This window comes from Streptomyces sp. NRRL S-350, from assembly GCF_000719705.1.
Taxonomy (GTDB): domain Bacteria; phylum Actinomycetota; class Actinomycetes; order Streptomycetales; family Streptomycetaceae; genus Kitasatospora.
On the sequence record NZ_JOHO01000020.1, the window covers coordinates 23869 to 40260 of the forward strand.

General features: G+C 73.5%; 15 protein-coding genes. 4 read left to right on the forward strand and 11 right to left on the reverse strand.

Translation table 11 applies throughout. From position 1 onward, the window contains the following. Nucleotides 1–95: 95 nt before the first annotated feature. The gene (locus tag IF30_RS0119375) at nt 96–1031 is read right to left on the reverse strand and encodes a hypothetical protein (protein ID WP_158835254.1); all 936 of its coding nucleotides are present in this window, start codon (nt 1029–1031) and stop codon (nt 96–98) included. A 351-nt stretch (nt 1032–1382) separates the two neighbouring features. Between IF30_RS0119375 and IF30_RS0119380 the strand changes: the two genes are divergently transcribed. Continuing rightward, nucleotides 1383–1592 (forward strand): cold-shock protein, encoded by a 210-nt coding sequence (locus tag IF30_RS0119380; protein ID WP_030239854.1) that lies wholly within the window; start codon nt 1383–1385, stop codon nt 1590–1592. Nucleotides 1593–1694: 102 nt separating this feature from the next. On the opposite strand, the gene IF30_RS0119385 is transcribed toward IF30_RS0119380, so the two are convergent. Then, nucleotides 1695–2201, reverse strand: coding sequence for an ArsR/SmtB family transcription factor (locus IF30_RS0119385; RefSeq protein WP_234322762.1), 507 nt, complete (start codon nt 2199–2201; stop codon nt 1695–1697). Between the two features lie 58 nt (nt 2202–2259). Between IF30_RS0119385 and IF30_RS0119390 the strand changes: the two genes are divergently transcribed. The 3 genes from IF30_RS0119390 to IF30_RS0119400 all read left to right on the forward strand — a co-directional run bounded on the left by IF30_RS0119390 (nt 2260) and on the right by IF30_RS0119400 (nt 5099). Next, complete coding sequence (locus IF30_RS0119390; protein ID WP_030239860.1) at nt 2260–3171, forward strand: S41 family peptidase; 912 nt, start codon at nt 2260–2262, stop codon at nt 3169–3171. A gap of 128 nt (nt 3172–3299) precedes the next feature. Further along, complete coding sequence (locus tag IF30_RS0119395) at nt 3300–4079, forward strand: VOC family protein (protein ID WP_030239863.1); 780 nt, start codon at nt 3300–3302, stop codon at nt 4077–4079. A gap of 204 nt (nt 4080–4283) precedes the next feature. Further along, nucleotides 4284–5099: a hypothetical protein gene (locus IF30_RS0119400; RefSeq protein ID WP_030239867.1), complete on the forward strand. Its 816-nt coding sequence runs from the start codon at nt 4284–4286 to the stop codon at nt 5097–5099. Nucleotides 5100–5177: 78 nt separating this feature from the next. Here the strand turns inward: IF30_RS0119400 and IF30_RS0119405 are convergent, their stop codons facing one another. The 9 genes from IF30_RS0119405 to lspA all read right to left on the reverse strand — a co-directional run bounded on the left by IF30_RS0119405 (nt 5178) and on the right by lspA (nt 16345). Next, a complete protein-coding gene (locus IF30_RS0119405; protein WP_051710611.1) occupies nt 5178–6302 on the reverse strand; it encodes an MFS transporter in 1125 nt (374 codons plus the stop codon). Between the two features lie 193 nt (nt 6303–6495). Further along, on the reverse strand, nt 6496–7227 hold the full coding sequence (locus tag IF30_RS0119410; protein ID WP_051710613.1) for an HAD family hydrolase: 732 nt from the start codon (nt 7225–7227) through the stop codon (nt 6496–6498). A gap of 150 nt (nt 7228–7377) precedes the next feature. Then, the gene (locus IF30_RS0119415) at nt 7378–9105 is read right to left on the reverse strand and encodes a carbamoyltransferase (RefSeq protein WP_030239876.1); all 1728 of its coding nucleotides are present in this window, start codon (nt 9103–9105) and stop codon (nt 7378–7380) included. Between the two features lie 584 nt (nt 9106–9689). Further along, entirely contained in the window at nt 9690–10268 is a 579-nt protein-coding gene (locus IF30_RS0119420) for a dienelactone hydrolase family protein (protein ID WP_030239878.1), read from the reverse strand. 128 nt (nt 10269–10396) lie between these two features. Further along, nucleotides 10397–11278 carry an ABC transporter permease gene (locus tag IF30_RS0119425; protein WP_030239881.1) on the reverse strand — a complete coding sequence of 294 codons (882 nt, stop codon included), beginning with the start codon at nt 11276–11278 and terminating at the stop codon, nt 10397–10399. Beyond that, nucleotides 11275–14067 carry an alpha/beta fold hydrolase gene (locus IF30_RS0119430; RefSeq protein ID WP_030239884.1) on the reverse strand — a complete coding sequence of 931 codons (2793 nt, stop codon included), beginning with the start codon at nt 14065–14067 and terminating at the stop codon, nt 11275–11277. Before IF30_RS0119430 ends, IF30_RS0119425 begins: the two co-directional genes overlap by 4 nt. 168 nt (nt 14068–14235) lie before the next feature. After that, nucleotides 14236–14697, reverse strand: a complete 462-nt coding sequence (locus IF30_RS0119435) for a GNAT family N-acetyltransferase (RefSeq protein WP_030239886.1) — start codon at nt 14695–14697, stop codon at nt 14236–14238. A gap of 1 nt (nt 14698) precedes the next feature. Next, a complete protein-coding gene (locus IF30_RS0119440) occupies nt 14699–15637 on the reverse strand; it encodes an RluA family pseudouridine synthase (RefSeq protein WP_030239889.1) in 939 nt (312 codons plus the stop codon). 72 nt (nt 15638–15709) lie between these two features. Beyond that, complete coding sequence (gene lspA / locus IF30_RS0119445; RefSeq protein WP_030239893.1) at nt 15710–16345, reverse strand: signal peptidase II; 636 nt, start codon at nt 16343–16345, stop codon at nt 15710–15712. Nucleotides 16346–16392: the final 47 nt, after the last annotated feature.

The window sequence follows — 16392 nt, forward strand, 5'->3', positions numbered from 1 at the left end:
CGAACGTGCATGTCACAGGGCATGCCCCGGAAATGGATATGGCCCGGACCGCCTCTCGGGGTCCGGACCATCACTCACACGCTCACCCGTCTACTCTAGCTCCCTCGAACGGCTTCCCTCGCGTCGCCGACGGCTCCCCGGACCGCCCCGGCCAGGCGCGCCGCGGCGGCGTTCCTGATCTCCGGCCCCTCCGACGGATCGTCCCGCAGACGGGCCAGACGGGCCCGCACGTCCGGCCGGTCGGGGGCGTGCTCCACCCCGAGGAGACGCGCCCGCGCCTCGCAGTCCCACAGCGACTCCGCGTACGCCTCGGCCGTCCCCGGCGAGCCCAGGGCCGCCAGCGCCTCCAGGTAGGCGGGGCGCTCGGACGAGTGCGGGGTGTTGAGCCAGAAGCGGCGCAGCAGGGAGACGGCACCCGCGGCCTCCGGCCCGAACCGCGCCAGCCCGCTCGCGAGGGCGCCCGGGCCGCACCAGGACCGGTCCACCCAGTGCTGTTCCAGCTCGGCGATCATCGCCGGGACGTCCCGCTCCTCGACCCGCCCGGGGTACGGCCGGGGCCCGCGTCCGCCCTCACCGCCCGGACACCCCTCGGGCCCCTCGCGCTCCTCGCGCCCCGGACGCTCCGACGGGGCCACGGGGCTTCCCCGGTGCGGCCGGGCCTGCGCCCCGGACGTCCTCGCCGCCGGCGTCGACGCCTCCCGTGCCCTCAGCGCCTCCGCGGCCTCGTCCGAGCCGCCGAGCGCCAGCAGCTCCAGGATCCTCACGACCCGCGCACCGGCGTCCTCGCCGGCGGCCGCCACGTCGATCACCGGCCCGAGCGGCAGCCCCAGGTCCCGGACCAGCCGGGCCAGGTAGAGGGACCGGTCGTCCGCCCGCGGGTTCCAGCGCCAGTCCCAGCGGATGCACCCGTGGACCAGGTCTGCGGCCGCCGACGGATCCTCCGCCGCCATCAGCGCCCCCAGGCCCCGGCCTCGCTGCAGGAGCCCCGGAAGCGATCCCGCCGGCGCGTACTCGTATCTCCGCTGTGTCACGCGCTCCATCGTGCCGCAGCCCCCGGCACGCGCGGGAGGTCCGCCCGCCCCGGCTCCCCGCGCCACTGCGCCTCAACCCGACTCGGAGCACCTACACCGCGCAGAACCGGCGCCCACCGTGACGGCACGGACGCGCGCCGCTGCCGCGCCGCACCGGAAGTCGGCCGATCCGACCTCGCACTCGCCCCAGCCCCGCCCGCGGCACCGCGGCCTCGCGGTCCCTCCCCGGGAACCCCATTGGCGCACTGCCCTGTGGCGGTGCTTGTAGATCCACTCCACGGGGAGTACTAGAGGTCGGAGCGAGCAGCAACGGGCTGACGTGTCGCGGTGCGAGGAAGAGGAGTCGCAGCAATGGCAACAGGCGTAGTGAAGTGGTTCAACCCCGAGAAGGGGTTCGGTTTCATCCAGCAGGACGACGGCGGGCCGGACGTCTTCGTCCACTTCTCGGCGATCCAGCAGACGAGCGGCTACCGGGAGCTGTTCGAGGGCGACCCGGTCGAGTTCGACGTCGTCCAGGGCCCCAAGGGTCCGCAGGCGGAGAACGTCGTCCGCCAGGGGTGACGATGCCGGGCCCCGAGTGACGGGCTCCGCCCCCGACCAGCCGGTCAACGGGGCGGAGCCCCGCGGCCGCCCGGCACCCCGCCGGGGCCCCATCCCGGCCGCCTACGCCCCGGCCTGCTGGTAGAGCGTCACCAGGAGGCCGTGCACCGGCTCACCCTCCGGGTCCTCCTCCGTCTCGTCGACCAGCGCGGCCAGCGCCTCGGCGAGCCGCGCCGCCTTGGCCGGTCCGAGCCGGATGTGGCGCAGCGTCAGGAGGTGGTCGACGGGCGATCGGTCCAACTCCTGGGCGACGGCGCCGAACAGCGCGGCCGTGCCCTCGGCCCGCGGTTCCGCGACGAGGAGTCGCTCGGCCGTCCGCCGGTAGTACTTCTCGGTGCCGCCGCGCACCCGCCGCGTGCCCGCCTCCTGGACGAGCCCCGCCGCGCCCAGCACCCCGAGGTGGTGGGAGACGCTGCCCTTGTTCACCCCCAGCTGTGCGGCCAGCCGACTGATCGTCAACGGCCTGGCGCTCAGCGCGAAGAGCAGGCGCTGGCGCACGGGGTGGGCGAGTGCGGTGTGCTGCAGGGGCGTGCTGATCCGCTGGACGTCTTCGTCTGGTTGGTGGCTCACCGAATCAAGCGTTAAGTACGTTTGACGCTTTGACAAGCCGCTGGTCTACTCCCTTCCCATGACCTCCACCACAGTGACACCCGCCCTGGACGCCGCCGCCGTCGTCGAGTCGATCGCCGACCTGGTCCGCGAGAACTACGTCTTCCCCGACGCCGCCCGAGAACTGGCGGCCCTGTTGCGGCGGCGGAGCGCCGAGGGCTCCTACCGGGCCGCATCCGCCCAGGAGTTGGCCGAATCGGTCACCGCCGACTTGCGGTCCGCCAACGGCGACCTGCACCTGGCCCTCAAGTACCACGCCGTGCCGGTGCCGCCGGAGCAGGGCGCGGCGGCCCTCGCCGCGATGCGCAGGGAGTTCGACGCCTCCCTGGGCGGTGTTCCCCGGGTGGAACTCCTCGACGGCGGCGTCGCGATCCTGGAGATCGCCCCCAAGATGTTCCCGCTGGACTGGGCGGCACAGCCGCTGGCCGCGGCACTCTCCCTGGTGGCACCCGCCCGCGCCCTCATCCTGGACCTGCGCCGCAACGCCGGCGGCGATCCGGACACGGTCGCCTTCGTCTGCGGCTACCTGCTCGACGGCCGCACGCACCTCAACACCATGCTCTCGCGCCAGGGGGAGGTGGCCGAGCAGTCGTGGACGCCCCCGTTCGTTCCGGGCGCCCGCTTCGGCGCCGACAAGCCGCTCTTCGTGCTGACGAGCGGGAAGACCTTCTCCGCGGGCGAGGAACTCGCCTACGACCTGCAGCAGCTCGGGCGCGCCGAGGTCGTCGGGGAGGCCACCCGCGGCGGCGCGCACCCGCGCGAGGGCTGGACGGTGCACCCGCACCTGGAGCTCAGCGTGCCCGTCGCCCGCGCCGTCAACCCGGTCTCGGGCACCAACTGGGAGGGCACCGGCGTCCGACCCGATGTGCCGTGCGACGCCGAGTCGGCGCTCGACCGCGCACTGGCGCTGGCCGTGGCGCGCCAGGCCTAGGCGCGACCGCCGCGAACTGGCGCCGCCGCACGGGAGGTCGGGCCCGCCGGCGCGGCGGCGTGTCGAGTGGCGCATCACCGTCCGTGACGCCAGGGTGACCGGCAGAAAACCCCTCAGAAAGGGTCAAAATGCCTGTAGTCACCACCCCGTACGCGACCGGCACCCCGTGCTGGGTCGACCTGATGGCGAAGGACCAGCAGGCCGCGCTGGACTTCTACCGTGACCTCCTCGGCTGGCAGGGCAGGCCCGGCCCGGCCGAGTTCGGCGGGTACGCGGTCTGCGAGCTGGACGGCAGGGCCGTGGCCGGCATCGGCCCGGCGATGGCCCCCGAGGGCATGCCGGAGCCGCCGACCGTCTGGAGCAGCTATCTCGCCTCCACCGACGCCCAGGCCACCCAGGACGCGATCGTCGCCGCCGGCGGCACGCTGATGGTCCCGGTCATGGACGTCGGCGACCTGGGCCGGATGCTGATCGCCGCGGACCCCCAGGGTGCGGTGTTCGGCGTCTGGCAGCCCGGCGAGTTCTTCGGTGCCCAGGTGGTGAACGAGGCCGGTGCACTGATCTGGAACGAGCTGCACACCGGTGACATCGCGGCCGCGACCGCCTTCTACGGCGAGGCGTTCGGCATCGAGATCGAACCGCTGGACGGCGCGGACTCCTACTGGCAGCTCCGGGTCGGCGGCCGTGCGGTGGGCGGCGCGACGCTCCTCGCCAACGACCCGCCCGGCACCCCGGCGCACTGGCTGAGCTACTTCGCGGTCGACGACGTCGACTCCACCGTGGACGCCCTGGTCAAGAGGGGCGGCATGGTCCTTGCCGCGCCCTTGGACATGGCGGCCGGCCGGATGGCCGTCGTCTCCGATCCTCAGGGCGCCACCTTCGCCGTGATCACGCCGAGCCCCGTGTAGCGCCGGCACGTGACGCCGACGTGCGACGCCGGCGCGTGACGCGGAACGCGTACCGCCGAAGTCGTCCCGCCGCCCGCCCCGGAACCCTCCGGGCGGGCGGTCCCCGCTCCCCGCTCCCCGCGCCACCCGTACCGCCCGGACGTCAACCTTCCGTCCTCCCAACACCCTTGAGCCGCAGGATCCGATCCTGGTTGACTGGGAGCCGTGACCCACTCCACCGACGCCACAGCCGCCTCCGAGGGCCTCGGAGCCCTCGTCAGCCGCCACCCGGTCTCCACCGCCACCCGGTGGGTCAACGCCGCCTGGGCCCTGCCGATCGGCGTGCTCGCCTCCTGGCTGGGCCTGTGGGCCCTCCTCCATGACGGCGACGACGGCTCCTCGGGCGGTGGCCGCGGGCTCGGCGTGATCCTCGGCCTCGGCGTGTGCGGGCTCGGCATCGGTCTCACCCAGGCGGTACGGGCGTTGCGCGGCGGCGCCGGCGAGTACTTCGAGGTGCGCGAGAACGGCCTGGTCCACGGCAATGCCCGTGGCCGACGGGTGAGTTGGGCGTGGTCCCAGGTCGTCTCCGTCACCATCCCCACCCGCCGCGGCGCGGCCGGCGCCCTCGCCCAGCGCTTCGGCAACGACTACCGCTGTGTCATCGCGACGGCCGGCGGCGGCCGGGTCCGGGTGGACGGCCTGGCCGCCGACGCGCCCGCCCTGGGCAACGCGGTGATCGACCACTGCCCGACGGCCCCGCTGCGCACCGGCGAGGAGTGGACCCGTAAGGCCGGCGGCTGGCTGCTCCTGGGCTCCGTGCTCTGCGTCGGCGGCGTCATCGCGATCGTCCGCTACATCTCCGACCACCCGGAAACCGAGAAGGTCAGCGTCGACGCCGACGGCCACACCAGTTACGAGACCGTCCAGGGCCTCGACGACACCACGCTCATGCTTCTCGGCCTGGGCCTGGCCGCCTGCGGCATCGCCGCCATCGTCTGCTTCGCCCTCTTCGTGTCCGGTCGCGTGCGCCGCCGCCGCTGATCCCCGCGGCAGCCCCGACTTCCCAGGCACCCCGGCTTCCCGGGCACCCCGCCTTCCCAGGCACCCCGCGACGCCTGCCTACCGCCGAGCGGCCCGCAGCCACACCGAGAGCCCGAGGCAGAGCAGGCACGCCCCCGCCAGCACCAGGGGGATCACCGTCGCTCCACCCGATCCGCTGAGCGCCTCCACCAGCGCCGGCACGACGGCGTTGCCGAGCATGCAGCAGAGCGTCAGCACGGAGGTCGCCTGCTGCGGCACCTCCGCCACGCCGGAGACCCAGGCGATCAGGGTCGGCAGCACCGGCGCCATCGCCAGCCCGGCCAGCGGATAGGCGACCACCGCGAGGTGCGGCACGGCGGCCAGCAGCAGGGCCGCGAGCGCCGCCGCAAGGTAGCCGGGCACGGTGGTGCGGCCGGGCAGTCGCCTGGCCAACTGCGGGAGGACGAGCCGCCCGACGGCCATCCCGGCCCAGAACCCCGAGGCCGCCGTCGTGGCCGCCTGGGTGCTCCAGCCGTCGCGGACGAGTTGGGTCGACTGCCAGGCGCCGATGCTGGTCTCCATGCCCGCGTACACCAGGCCCACCAGCAGGAACGGGAGCAGCGTCAGCCCGGTCCGTCCGCGCCGGCCGGCCTGTCCACGGCCGACCTCTGCGGCCCCGGGCGTCGTGGCGAGCACCGCCCCTGCCCGTCCGACCAGGAAGCACGGCAGCGTGCACACCGCGGCCGCCAGTGCCAGCAGCCGGATGTCCGTGTGCCCGACGGCTCCCGCGGCCAGCGGGCCCAGCATCGCGCCGATCCCGAAGACGGCGTTCAGCCGGTTGACCATCACCACGCTGTTGCCGGCGAACCCGCGCGCGAACGCCGTGTTGAGGGTGAGCGCGAGACCGCCGTACCCGATCCCGGTCACCGCCGCGCAGCCGAGGTAGGCGGCCCAGCCGGGGCTCACCGCCATTCCGGCCGCACCGGCCGCGAAGACCGCGAGCAGGACGGGCGGTGCGGCCCGGACGTTCAGCCGCCGCCCGAGCAGCCCGATGCAGACGGTCGCCGCGAGGGCGCCCAGGTTGTAGGCGGAGACCACCCGACCGACCTCGTGCTGGGCGCCGAACCGCTCCCGCAGGAAGGGCAGCGAGGCTCCGAGCGAGGCGGTGAGCACGCCGAGGACGAGGAAGACGCAGAACGCGGAGACCGCCGCCGATCTGGCCATCACCGGGGCTTCCGGCGCGACCGGTGTCGAGCCCGCGACCCCCGGAGCACCCTGCCCCGGAGCACCCTGCGCCGCGGCGTCCTCCCCCGCCGCCGCCGCTCCGGTCACCGGGCCTCCCGCCACCGCACCTCCCGGCACCGGGCCTCCCGGCACCGCGTCGGCGAGCGCCGGGTTCGACGCCGCCCGTCCCGCCTCAGCCACCGTCGGGTCCAGCCGTGAGGGCCACGGTGACCAGCCCGTCCGGGTCGGACAACGTGATCGTCCCGTCGCCGGCGGCGGAGCCGCCCACCACGAGCGCGGTGAAGTCCGGCACGGCGACCACCGCGCCGGCCTCCACCAGGGCCCGGCCGCCGATCCCGACGCAGACGGCTCCCGCGTCGACCGCCGAGCGGACCCCGCTGACGGAGTCCTCGAAGACCAGCGTGCGCTCCGGCCGGATCCCGAGCCCTCGGCAGGCCGACAGGTACGGGTCCGGGTGCGGCTTGCCCCGCTCGACGTCGTCCCGGGTGACCCGCACCCGGAAGACGTCGAGCAGGCCGAGGCCGCCCAGCGCGTTGTCGATCTTCCGGGTCCAGCTGCTGGTGGCCAGGCCGACGGGCACCCCGGCCCGCCACAGCCGGTCGGCGAGCCCGTCGGCGCCGGGGACGGCCCGGTAGCGGGCTTCCTCCTCGACGGTGTCCACCTCGGCCCAGATCGCCTTGCGGTCGGCGTCCGAGTGGTGCGGGAAGATCAGCCGCACCGTCTGGTCGCCGGTCCGCCCGTGGACGTACTCCTCGACCTCCGGGTCGGCCAGCACCCGGCCGTGACGCCGGGCCACCGACCGCCACGCCTCCTCGATCACGGGCCTGGAGTCGATCAGGACCCCGTCCATGTCGAAGACGACGGCCTCGACCTCGTACCGCGTTCCGGCTGCCTGCGGCTGCATCGGTCTCCTCACTGGGCGCTTGCGCCATACGGTCTGACGATAGTTCACATCGAACCGGCCGGGCGGCATATTGGACTAGACCTCCGCCCAAAGGGCCGCCCGGCCGACCGACCACCCGGACCGGGCCGACCGGGCCGACCGGGCCGACGACTAACCGGCCCGCCGGGCCATGAAGCCGTCCGCGGAGTCCTTCCAGACCAGGTACACGTCGTCCACCAGGAGCAGGTCGACCACCTCGTCGAGCACCGGGTCGAGCGCGTCGCGGTGCGACCCGACGATCGGCTCCTCGTGCTTGTTGAACGAGGTGTTCACCAACGCCGCCTGCCCGCTGCGGTCGTACCAGGCCATCAGCAGGCCGTGCAGGAACGGGTCGTCCTGCGCCCGGACGATCTGCGGACGGGCGGTGTTGTCGACGTGCACCACGGCCGGGCAGGCCTTGGCGAACGTCTCGTGGCAGTCGTACGTGAGCGTCATGAACAGCGCCGCCGGCTGCTCCGGCGCCCAGCCCACGTAGCAGTCGGCCGCCAGCTCCTCGGCGGTGATCGGCGCGAAGGGCATGAACTCGGTGCGGTTCAGGCGCTTGTTGAGCCAGTCGTTCATGGTCACGTCGGCGGTGCCGTAGATGACGCTGCGCCGGCCGAGGGCCCGCGGGCCGAACTCCATCCGGCCGCGGTAGGTGCCGATGACCTGGTTCGCCTCCAGCGCGGCGAGCAGGACCTCCTGCATGCCGTCGCCGATCCGCCGGTAGCGCAGCTCCGGGTAGTCCCGCAGGATCTCCTCCAGCCGGCCTTCGGAGACGGCCGCGTCCGGCCCGAGCGCCATCGACGGCACCCGCGGGCGCTCGCCGGTCTCCCGGTGGGCCACGATCACGGCAGCCTGCAGCGGCAGCCCGCCGTCGCCCATCGGCGGCAGCACGTAGATGTTCCGCACGCCCTCGGTCTCGAAGATCCGCTGGTTGAGCTTGACGTTGGCGAACACGCCGCCGGACAGGCAGACGTTGCCGCCGGGCACCCGCCCGATGTGTCGCGACACCACGGCGGTCAGCAGGTTCTCGACGTGCCGCTGGGCGGCCGCCGCGACGTCGGCCGGCTCGTGGCGGGCGATCTCGCGCAGCAGTTCCTCGGAGTAGCCCTCGTAGGAGGGCTGGTACCAGTCGCCGCAGCGGGCGCGGATCGCGCCGTTCTCCTCGACGTCGATCATGCGGCGCATCAGCGGGAGGAGCTTCTCCGGGTCGCCGTTGGCGGCCAGGCCGGTGATCTTGCCCTCGTGGCGGTTGGGGCGGAAGCCGAGCAGCTTGGTGATCCGGCCGTAGAAGTAGCCGAGGCTGTCGATCGACGTCTCGCGCTGGAGCACCTCCTCGCCACCGGGGAAGTAGTGCGTGACGGTCAGGGACTGGAAGTCCCCGCGGCCGTCGCAGGTGACCACGAGCGCCTCGTCGAACGGGGAGCAGAGGAAGGCGCCCAGACCGTGCGACTCGTGGTGGTCGACGTGAACCACCTTGCCGCGAAGCCCGTTCTCCTCGATGAAGGCATCGAACTCACCGCGCTTCTCGCGGTCGTTCACAATTTCGTCGGATATCCGCTTCCGCAGGTGCGGGAGCGCCTCGGGGCGCTGCCGGGCCTCCTCCGAAATCCGGTCGACGTAGAGCAGCAGGTGCTTTTCGGCACTGAATCCGGCCTGCCACCCGTAGGCCACCCGGTCGACATCCGAAAGGGTGACCCCGGCTTCCTTCAGGACGTAGTCGATCGACTGCTCCGGCCAGGTCTTGTGGTCCTTGATCCGGGTGAAGCGCTCCTCGCTGACAGCCGCGACGACGGTTCCGTCCTGGACCAGGCAGGCGCCGGCCAGATCGTTGTTCGTGATTCCGAGGACAAGCATGTGCCGCTCCAATGCTTATTTCGCGGGAAATGACTCGACGGCATTTCCACGGATTCGGTGAGCAAGTGAAGGTTGGAGTGCACAGCGATGTTATGGAGAGATTTCCCGGGAGATCAACGACGCCGTGGGCGATCCGGTCAACCTGACCTGCCGCCGGACCGTGACGCGGGGGCGGCCGCCCGGTTAACAACAGTTCGCAGCTCGATCATCAGTGCTGGCAGGGTGGCATATGCCCGTCAAGAGGTCTGGACCACCAGGGCGCTTATCACTCTGGGTAGCTGTCCGGAAACAGTCCTTCCGGAAGGCGACCGGCACTTCCACCGCCTCCCGGGCGTCCGCCTGACGCGCCGTCACGCGCACACCAGAGACCACCCGCACACCAACAACCGCCCGGACACCTCAGAGACTTCTGGTCCCTCGTACCCCTCGGTCCACACAGGCCACACGGGCCACCCGGGCCACCCGGGCCACCCGGGCCACCCGGGCCACCCGGGATCCGGTCCGCGCCACCCGCCCTCGGAAACGCCGGAGGCCAGGCCGAAGCATCCGCCTCGACCTGGCCTCCGTCCGCCCCGGACGCTCCCTCAGTCGTCGAGCTCCGCGAGGAACGCCAGCGCCGCCGCCCAGGCCCGCTCCGCCGCCGCCGCGTCGTAGTCCGCCAGCTCCGGGTCGGTGAACAGGTGCCCGGCGCCCCGGTAGCGGTGCACCTCCACGTCGGCCCCGGCCCGCCGCATGCCCAGGTACCAGGCGTTCAGCCAGTCCTCGGTCTCGAACGGGTCCGGCTCCGCGACGTGCAGCTGTACGGGGATCGAGGTGGCCGCGTCCTCCCGGAGGTCCGAGGTGCCGTGGAGGAGCAGCAGGCCGCGCGCCTTCTCGTCGGCCAGCGCGAGGTTCTGCGCCAGCGAGCCGCCGAGCGAGAAGCCGGCGTACACCAGCCCGCCCTCGGACAGCGGCGCGGCCGCCGTGACCGCCCGGCGCAGCATCTCGTCGGCGCCCCCGGCCTCCTCCTGGTAGGCCTGGCCGTCCTCGACCGAGTCGAAGGTCCGTCCCTCGAACAGGTCCGGCGTGTGCACGGTGTGGCCGGCGGCGCGCAGCCGGTCGGCGGCGGCGCGGACGGCGGGACGCAGCCCGTAGGCGGAGTGGAAGAGGACGATCTGGGCCACGGTTCGGGTCCTTCACCAGGTGGGTCAGCGGGAGTCGGTGGCGCCGGCAGAGGTCCGAAGTCCGCAGAAGTCCGCAGGGTCCGCCGGTCGCCGCCGCCCTCCCATGATCCCCCATCCGCACCGGGCCCCTACGACACCACGTCCTTGCGGGCGAACCCCCGGAACGCCAGCGCCAGCAGCACCGCCGCGTACGAGAGCGACAGCGAGACGCCCTGCAGCATGCCGCCCCACTCCAGTTGGGGCTGCAGGGCGTCCGCCCACGCGTACTGCCAGTGCGCCGGCAGCCATTCCCGCAGGTCGCCCAGCGCGGTGACGGCGTCCAGCACCCCGGTGATGATCGACGCGAACACGGCGCCGCCGACGGCCCCGAGGGGCGCGTCGGTCGCCGTGGACAGCCAGAAGGCGAGTGCGGCGATCACGATCTCGCTCAGGAACACGAAGGCCACCGCGATGGCGATCCGGGGCAGTGCCTCCCCGGCCGGCAGGCTGACGCCGGCGGGTAGCTTCAGGTCTCCCCACCCGTACGCCGCCGTTCCGACGACCAGTCCGATCGCGGGCAGCATGACCATCGCGACCGCCGAGAACGCCAGTCCGACCACGAACTTGCGGGCCAGCAGCCGTGCCCTGGGCACGGGCGCGGCCAGCAAGTACCGCAGGGAGGACCAGCTGGCCTCGGAGGCGACGGTGTCCCCGCAGAACAGCGCGACCGGGATCACCAGCATGAAGCCGGTGCCGACGAACAGCATGGTGACGGCGAAGTTGGCCCCGGAGGCGGTGGCCAGGTCGATGAAGGTGGTCCGGTCCGGCCGGCCCGGGGTGCCGCCGACCTGGAACGCGGCCAGGATGACGAACGGCATGGCGGCCAGGACCGCGCCGATCACCAGCGTGCGGCGCCGGCGCAGTTGCCGCATGGCTTCGACCCGCAGCGGAAGTGTCCGGCCGGCCCGGTACCCCTCCGCATGGTCCTTCGACACCGCGGGGCCCTCAGGTGCCCTGGAGAGCGAGCTCACGCCGCACCACCTCCGATCAACGACAGGAACGCGTCCTCCAACCGCCGCTGCGGGCCGGCGCTCTCCACCGGCACCCCCAGCCGCACCAGCTCGACCAGCAGTTCGCTCGCCGCCAGCCCGTCCAGCCGTACGAGCAGCCCGCCGTCGACGGCCTCCGCGGAGCCGACCCCGGCCAGGGCGGCGACCTTCTCGGCCACCGACTCCGGGTCGTACGAATCGGCGAGGCCGATCATCAGCAGCTCCGACGAACCGACGATCTCGTCGACGGCGCCGGTCGTCACGAGCTGCCCGCGGTCCATCACGACCAGGTCCGTGCAGCTCTGCTCGACCTCGGACAGCAGGTGGCTCGACACGATCACCGTCCGTCCGCCGGCCGCGTACCGGATCATCACCTCGCGCATCTCGCGGATCTGCGGCGGGTCGAGCCCGTTGGTCGGCTCGTCCAGGATCAGCAGGTCCGGCATCCCGAGCATGGCCTGCGCGATCGCCAGCCGCTGCCGCATGCCCTGCGAGTACGTGCGCACCGCGCGGTCCAGGGCCTCGCCGAGCCCGGCGATGGCGAGGGCCTCGTCCAGGCACGCGTCGGCCTCCGGCCGCCCGGTCGCCTGCCAGTACAGCCGCAGGTTGGCCCGGCCGGTCAGGTGCGGCAGGAAGCCCGCGCCCTCGACGAACGCCCCGACCCGCGACAGCACCGGCGCACCGGGCCGCACCAGGTGCCCGAAGATCCGCACGCCGCCCGCGTCGGGCCGGATCAGGCCCATCAGCATCCGCAGCGTGGTGGTCTTGCCCGCGCCGTTCGGCCCGAGCAGTCCGAGCACCTGCCCCTGTTCCACCCGGAAGCTCAGGTCCTTCACGGCGTAGCGGTCCTGGGCGCCCTTGTAGCGCTTGGTCAGCCCGCTGATCTGCAGTGGCACCGCGGCCAGGTCCGGATCGAACTCCGGCCCGCCGGTCGCCCGCCGGCGCCGCAGTCGCGGCACCAGCACCAGCCCCGCGGCCACCAGCACGGCGACCACCGGCAGCAGCCACGTCCGCGAGGGCAGCGGCGCCGACTCGGTGACCAGCCCGTCGACGGTCGGCACGGTGAGCGCCCCGGCCGGCGAGACCTGGTAGGTGGCCGGCTCGACGGGCGAGGCGTACGCGAGGTCGGTGCTCGCCAGCACCAGCCGCACCCGGTGTCCCGCCGGGAAGGTGTGGTCGACCGTCGGCAGGGCCACGGTGACGGTCCGGCCCGCGTCGGCGCCGGTCACCCGCAGCGGGGCGGCGAGCTGCTGCGGGAGCACCGCCTTGTCGTCCGGCCCGACGTCGTACAGCTTCGCGAACAGCACCGCGTCCGGCCGGTCCGCCTTCACCCGCACCGGCACGGTCGGCTGCCCGGTCAGGTGCAGCGGCGAGTCCAGCGGCGCCGAGTCGAAGGCGGCGTTCTGCCCGGGGAAGTCGAGTGACAGCCCGGCCCCCAGCGAGGCCGCCTGGCTCAGGGCGCCGATGCCCGGCAGGGTGGAGATCCCGGGCGGCGCCCCGCCGGGCGGGTTGGCGACGGTCTTGTCGCCGCCCGCCAGCTCGACGGAGCGTGAGCCCGTCCCCGCCAGCCCGGGGTAGCGGTCGGCGGTGGCCCCGCGCAGCACGGCCTGGAAGCCGGTGGAGTCCACTCCGCCGGTGCGGGTCACCCGGAAGGCCGGCCCGGTGTCGTTGTGGCGCCCCCGCAGGTAGTGGTCGAACCAGGCGGTCACCCGGTCGTCGACCCGGGCACTGGTGTCCGTCCCGCCGTCGTGCCCGCCTGCGAACCAGTCCACCGCCACCGGTGCGCCGTTGGCCGCGATCGCCCGGGCGATCCGGTCGCCCTGGTCCAGCGGGAACAGCGAGTCCTGCTGCCCCTGCACCACCAGCGTGGGCGCCTTGAGCCGCGCCGCCACCGAGGACGGGCTGGAGCGGTCCAGCAGCGCGACGGCCTCCGGGTCGGCGTGCCCTGCGGTGGCCACCCGGTCGTACATCTGGCAGAGCGAGTCCAGGAACCGCCCGCATCCGGTCTGCCCGTCCGCCGCCGCGGGCCTGGGCTCGCCGCCCTCGCGCGGCGCCCCGCCGGACGGCCCGAGGCCGCCCGCCGACCCGGGGGCCGCGCCGGTGGTGAAGAAGATCCCGGCCCACAGCTTCTTGAACACACCGTCGGCGGCGTCCGAGCCCTGTGCGCCCTGCGGGAAGAGCGAGTCGGCCAGGTTCCACCAGGTGATCTGGGAGGCCACGGCGTCGATCCGCTGGTCGTACGCGGAGGCGAGCAGCGAGATGGCCCCGCCGTACGAGGCGCCGGTGATGCCGACCTTGGGGTCGCCGGGGCCGTCGAGCTGCACCTCGGGCCGTTGGGCCAGCCAGTCCACCAGGTGTCGGACGTCCTCGACCTCGCGGTCGGGCGCGTTGAGGCCGATCTTGCCGCCCGACTGCCCGAAGCCGCGCGCCGACCAGGTCAGCACCGCGTAGCCCTGCCGGGCGAGCTGCTGGGCCCGTTCGCGCTCGCCCTCCTTGGAGCCGCCGAAGCCGTGCGCCAGCAGGACGGCCGGCCGCGGGCCGCCGCCGGCGGTGAAGAAGGAGGTGTCCAACTGGACTTGCTGCGCGCTGCCGAGCGTCTCCGGCATGCTGAGGAAACGGTCCTCCTCGTGGACCGTCCGCTCACCGCCGGACGCCACCGTCACCGTACCGACCCCGGCCACCGCCACCAGTGCGACCGCACCGGCCAGCAGCCTGCGCCGGACGGTCGTACCCCGGCCGCGCCATCGACGCCATGCCCCACCGAACTCCATGGGCGTTGATCGTATCCGCCGTCCCGGTAGGCGCTCGATAAAGCCGCCCCACCGTGCCCCTCGGACGACGGTCCCCCGCGCCCCGCCAGGGGGCGAGGGGAACCCCGCGGTCGGGCCACCGACCCGGCCGCGGGCCCGCCCCGGACGGTCCACCCGGCCCCGGGCGGGTTACAGCGCTCGCGTCATCGTCTGGTGCGGTATCCCGGCGTCTTCGTACACCGGTCCCTTCGCCACGTACCCCAGCCGCTCGTAGAACCCGAGCGCGTGCACCTGGGCGTGCAGCTCCATCTCGGAGCCCCCGCGCTCGGCCCCCGCGGCCTCGATCGCCCGGACGAGCTCCGCCCCCAGCCCGGTTCCCCGGGCCGCCGGCAGCACCGCGAGCCGCCCGAGCAGCACCCGCCCCTCGACGCCCCCGGTCAGCTCCCGCGCCTGGTCACCGAAGATCAGTCGGCCGGTGCCCAGCGCGGCCCCGTCGGCTCCCACCGCCAGCACGTGCACCGAGGTCCCGTCGTACTCGTCGTACTCCAGTTCCTCCGGCACGTTCTGCTCGACGACGAACACCTCGCGGCGGACGGCGCGCACCAGCGCGAGGTCCGCCTCTCCCTCCGCGATCCGGATGGCCACTGCCATGTCAGCTCTCCGCCGCGATGACGTCCAGGGCCTTCCGCAGGTCCTCCGGGTACTCGCTGGAGAACTCGACCCACTGCCCGTCCGCCGGGTGCTCGAAGCCGAGCGACATGGCGTGCAGCCACTGCCGGCCCAGCCCGAGCCGCTTGGCCAGCGTCGGGTCGGCGCCGTACGTCAGGTCGCCGACGCAGGGGTGGCGCAGCGCGGACATGTGGACGCGGATCTGGTGGGTGCGCCCGGTCTCCAGCTTGATCGCCAGCAGCGACGCGGCCCGGTAGGCCTCGATCAGGTCGTAGTGCGTGACGGACGGCTTGCCGTCCTGGGTCACCGCCCACTTCCAGTCGGAGCTGGGGTGGCGCCCGATCGGCGCGTCCACGGTCCCGCTCATCGGGTCCGGGTGCCCCTGCACCAGCGTGTGGTAGCGCTTGTCGGTGATCCGGTCGTGGAACTGCCGCTTGAGGTCGGTGTACGCGCGCTCGGACTTGGCGACGACCATCAGCCCCGAGGTGCCGACGTCCAGCCGGTGCACGATGCCCTGCCGCTCGGCCGCGCCCGAGGTGGAGATCCGGTACCCGGCGGCGGCGAGCCCGCCGATCACGGTCGGGCCGGTCCAGCCCGGGCTGGGGTGTGCGGCGACGCCGACCGGCTTGTCGATCAGCACGATGTCCTCGTCGTCGTGGACGATCCGCATGCCCTCGACGGGCTCGGCGACGATCCGCACGGGGGCGGCGGGGGCCGGGATCTCGACCTCCAGCCAGGAACCGGCGGTCACCCGGTCCGACTTGCCGGCCATGGCGCCGTCGAGCGTCACCTTGCCGTCGGCGGCCAGCTCGGCGGCCTTGGTCCGGGAGAAGCCGAACATCCGGGCCAGGGCGGCGTCGAGGCGTTCGCCCTCCAGGCCGTCGGGTACGGGGAGGCTGCGGATCTGCGCTGCGGTACTCACCCGTACGAGTATGCCGGACACCCGGCCCTCCCCCGCCCGCCGCACTCCGCGGGCCGGCCCCGCCGGTCGATGCTACTCCGTCTTGCCGCCCGGCTGGTGGACGGTCCCGTCCGGGTTGCTGCCCCGGAACGAGAGCAGGACGACCAGGATCCCGCCGCACACGATCGCCGAGTCGGCGAGGTTGAAGACCGCGAAGTGCTGGACGGAGATGAAGTCCACCACGTGCCCGCGGAAGACTCCCGGCGCCCGGAACAGCCGGTCGGTGAGGTTGCCGAGCGCCCCGCCGAGCAGCAGCCCGAGCGCGACCGCCCAGGGCAGGCTGTACAGCCTGCGCGCGATCCGCCAGATCACCACGATGACGGCCGCGGCGATCATCGTGAAGACGACGGTCAGCGCCTGCCCCATCCCGAACGCCGCACCGGAGTTGCGGATCACCTGGAGGGTGACGACGTCCCCGACGACCTTGATCGCCGAGTGGTTCTCCAGCTTGGCGACGACCAGCAGCTTGCTGCCGAGGTCGATCAGGAAGGCGAGCACCGCGACGACCAGCAGGACCCCGACCCGCCGCGGGCCGCGGGGCTTCTCCGCCACCGCCGGTTCGTCCGCGGACGTCGCCCCGGTCGGCTCGGCCACGGGCACCTCCACGTCATCGGCGGGGGGCGGGACTGCTTCGTCCCGGGTCTGGGGGGAACCTTGCGTACTGATGATCCGCTCCGCTGCCGATGGAGCTCCCCCGGCCGTAGGAGGGGGAGGGT

Excerpts from the sequence above, each read along its gene's own strand:
- IF30_RS0119380 (WP_030239854.1), top strand. The coding sequence starts at position 1,383 with ATGGCAACAGGCGTAGTGAAGTGGTTCAACCCCGAGAAGGGGTTCGGT.
- IF30_RS0119390 (WP_030239860.1), top strand. The coding sequence starts at position 2,260 with ATGACCTCCACCACAGTGACACCCGCCCTGGACGCCGCCGCCGTCGTC.
- IF30_RS0119395 (WP_030239863.1), top strand. The coding sequence starts at position 3,300 with ATGCCTGTAGTCACCACCCCGTACGCGACCGGCACCCCGTGCTGGGTC.
- IF30_RS0119405 (WP_051710611.1), bottom strand. The coding sequence starts at position 6,302 with ATGGCCAGATCGGCGGCGGTCTCCGCGTTCTGCGTCTTCCTCGTCCTC.
- IF30_RS0119410 (WP_051710613.1), bottom strand. The coding sequence starts at position 7,227 with ATGCAGCCGCAGGCAGCCGGAACGCGGTACGAGGTCGAGGCCGTCGTC.
- IF30_RS0119415 (WP_030239876.1), bottom strand. The coding sequence starts at position 9,105 with ATGCTTGTCCTCGGAATCACGAACAACGATCTGGCCGGCGCCTGCCTG.
- IF30_RS0119430 (WP_030239884.1), bottom strand. The coding sequence starts at position 14,067 with ATGGAGTTCGGTGGGGCATGGCGTCGATGGCGCGGCCGGGGTACGACC.
- IF30_RS0119435 (WP_030239886.1), bottom strand. The coding sequence starts at position 14,697 with ATGGCAGTGGCCATCCGGATCGCGGAGGGAGAGGCGGACCTCGCGCTG.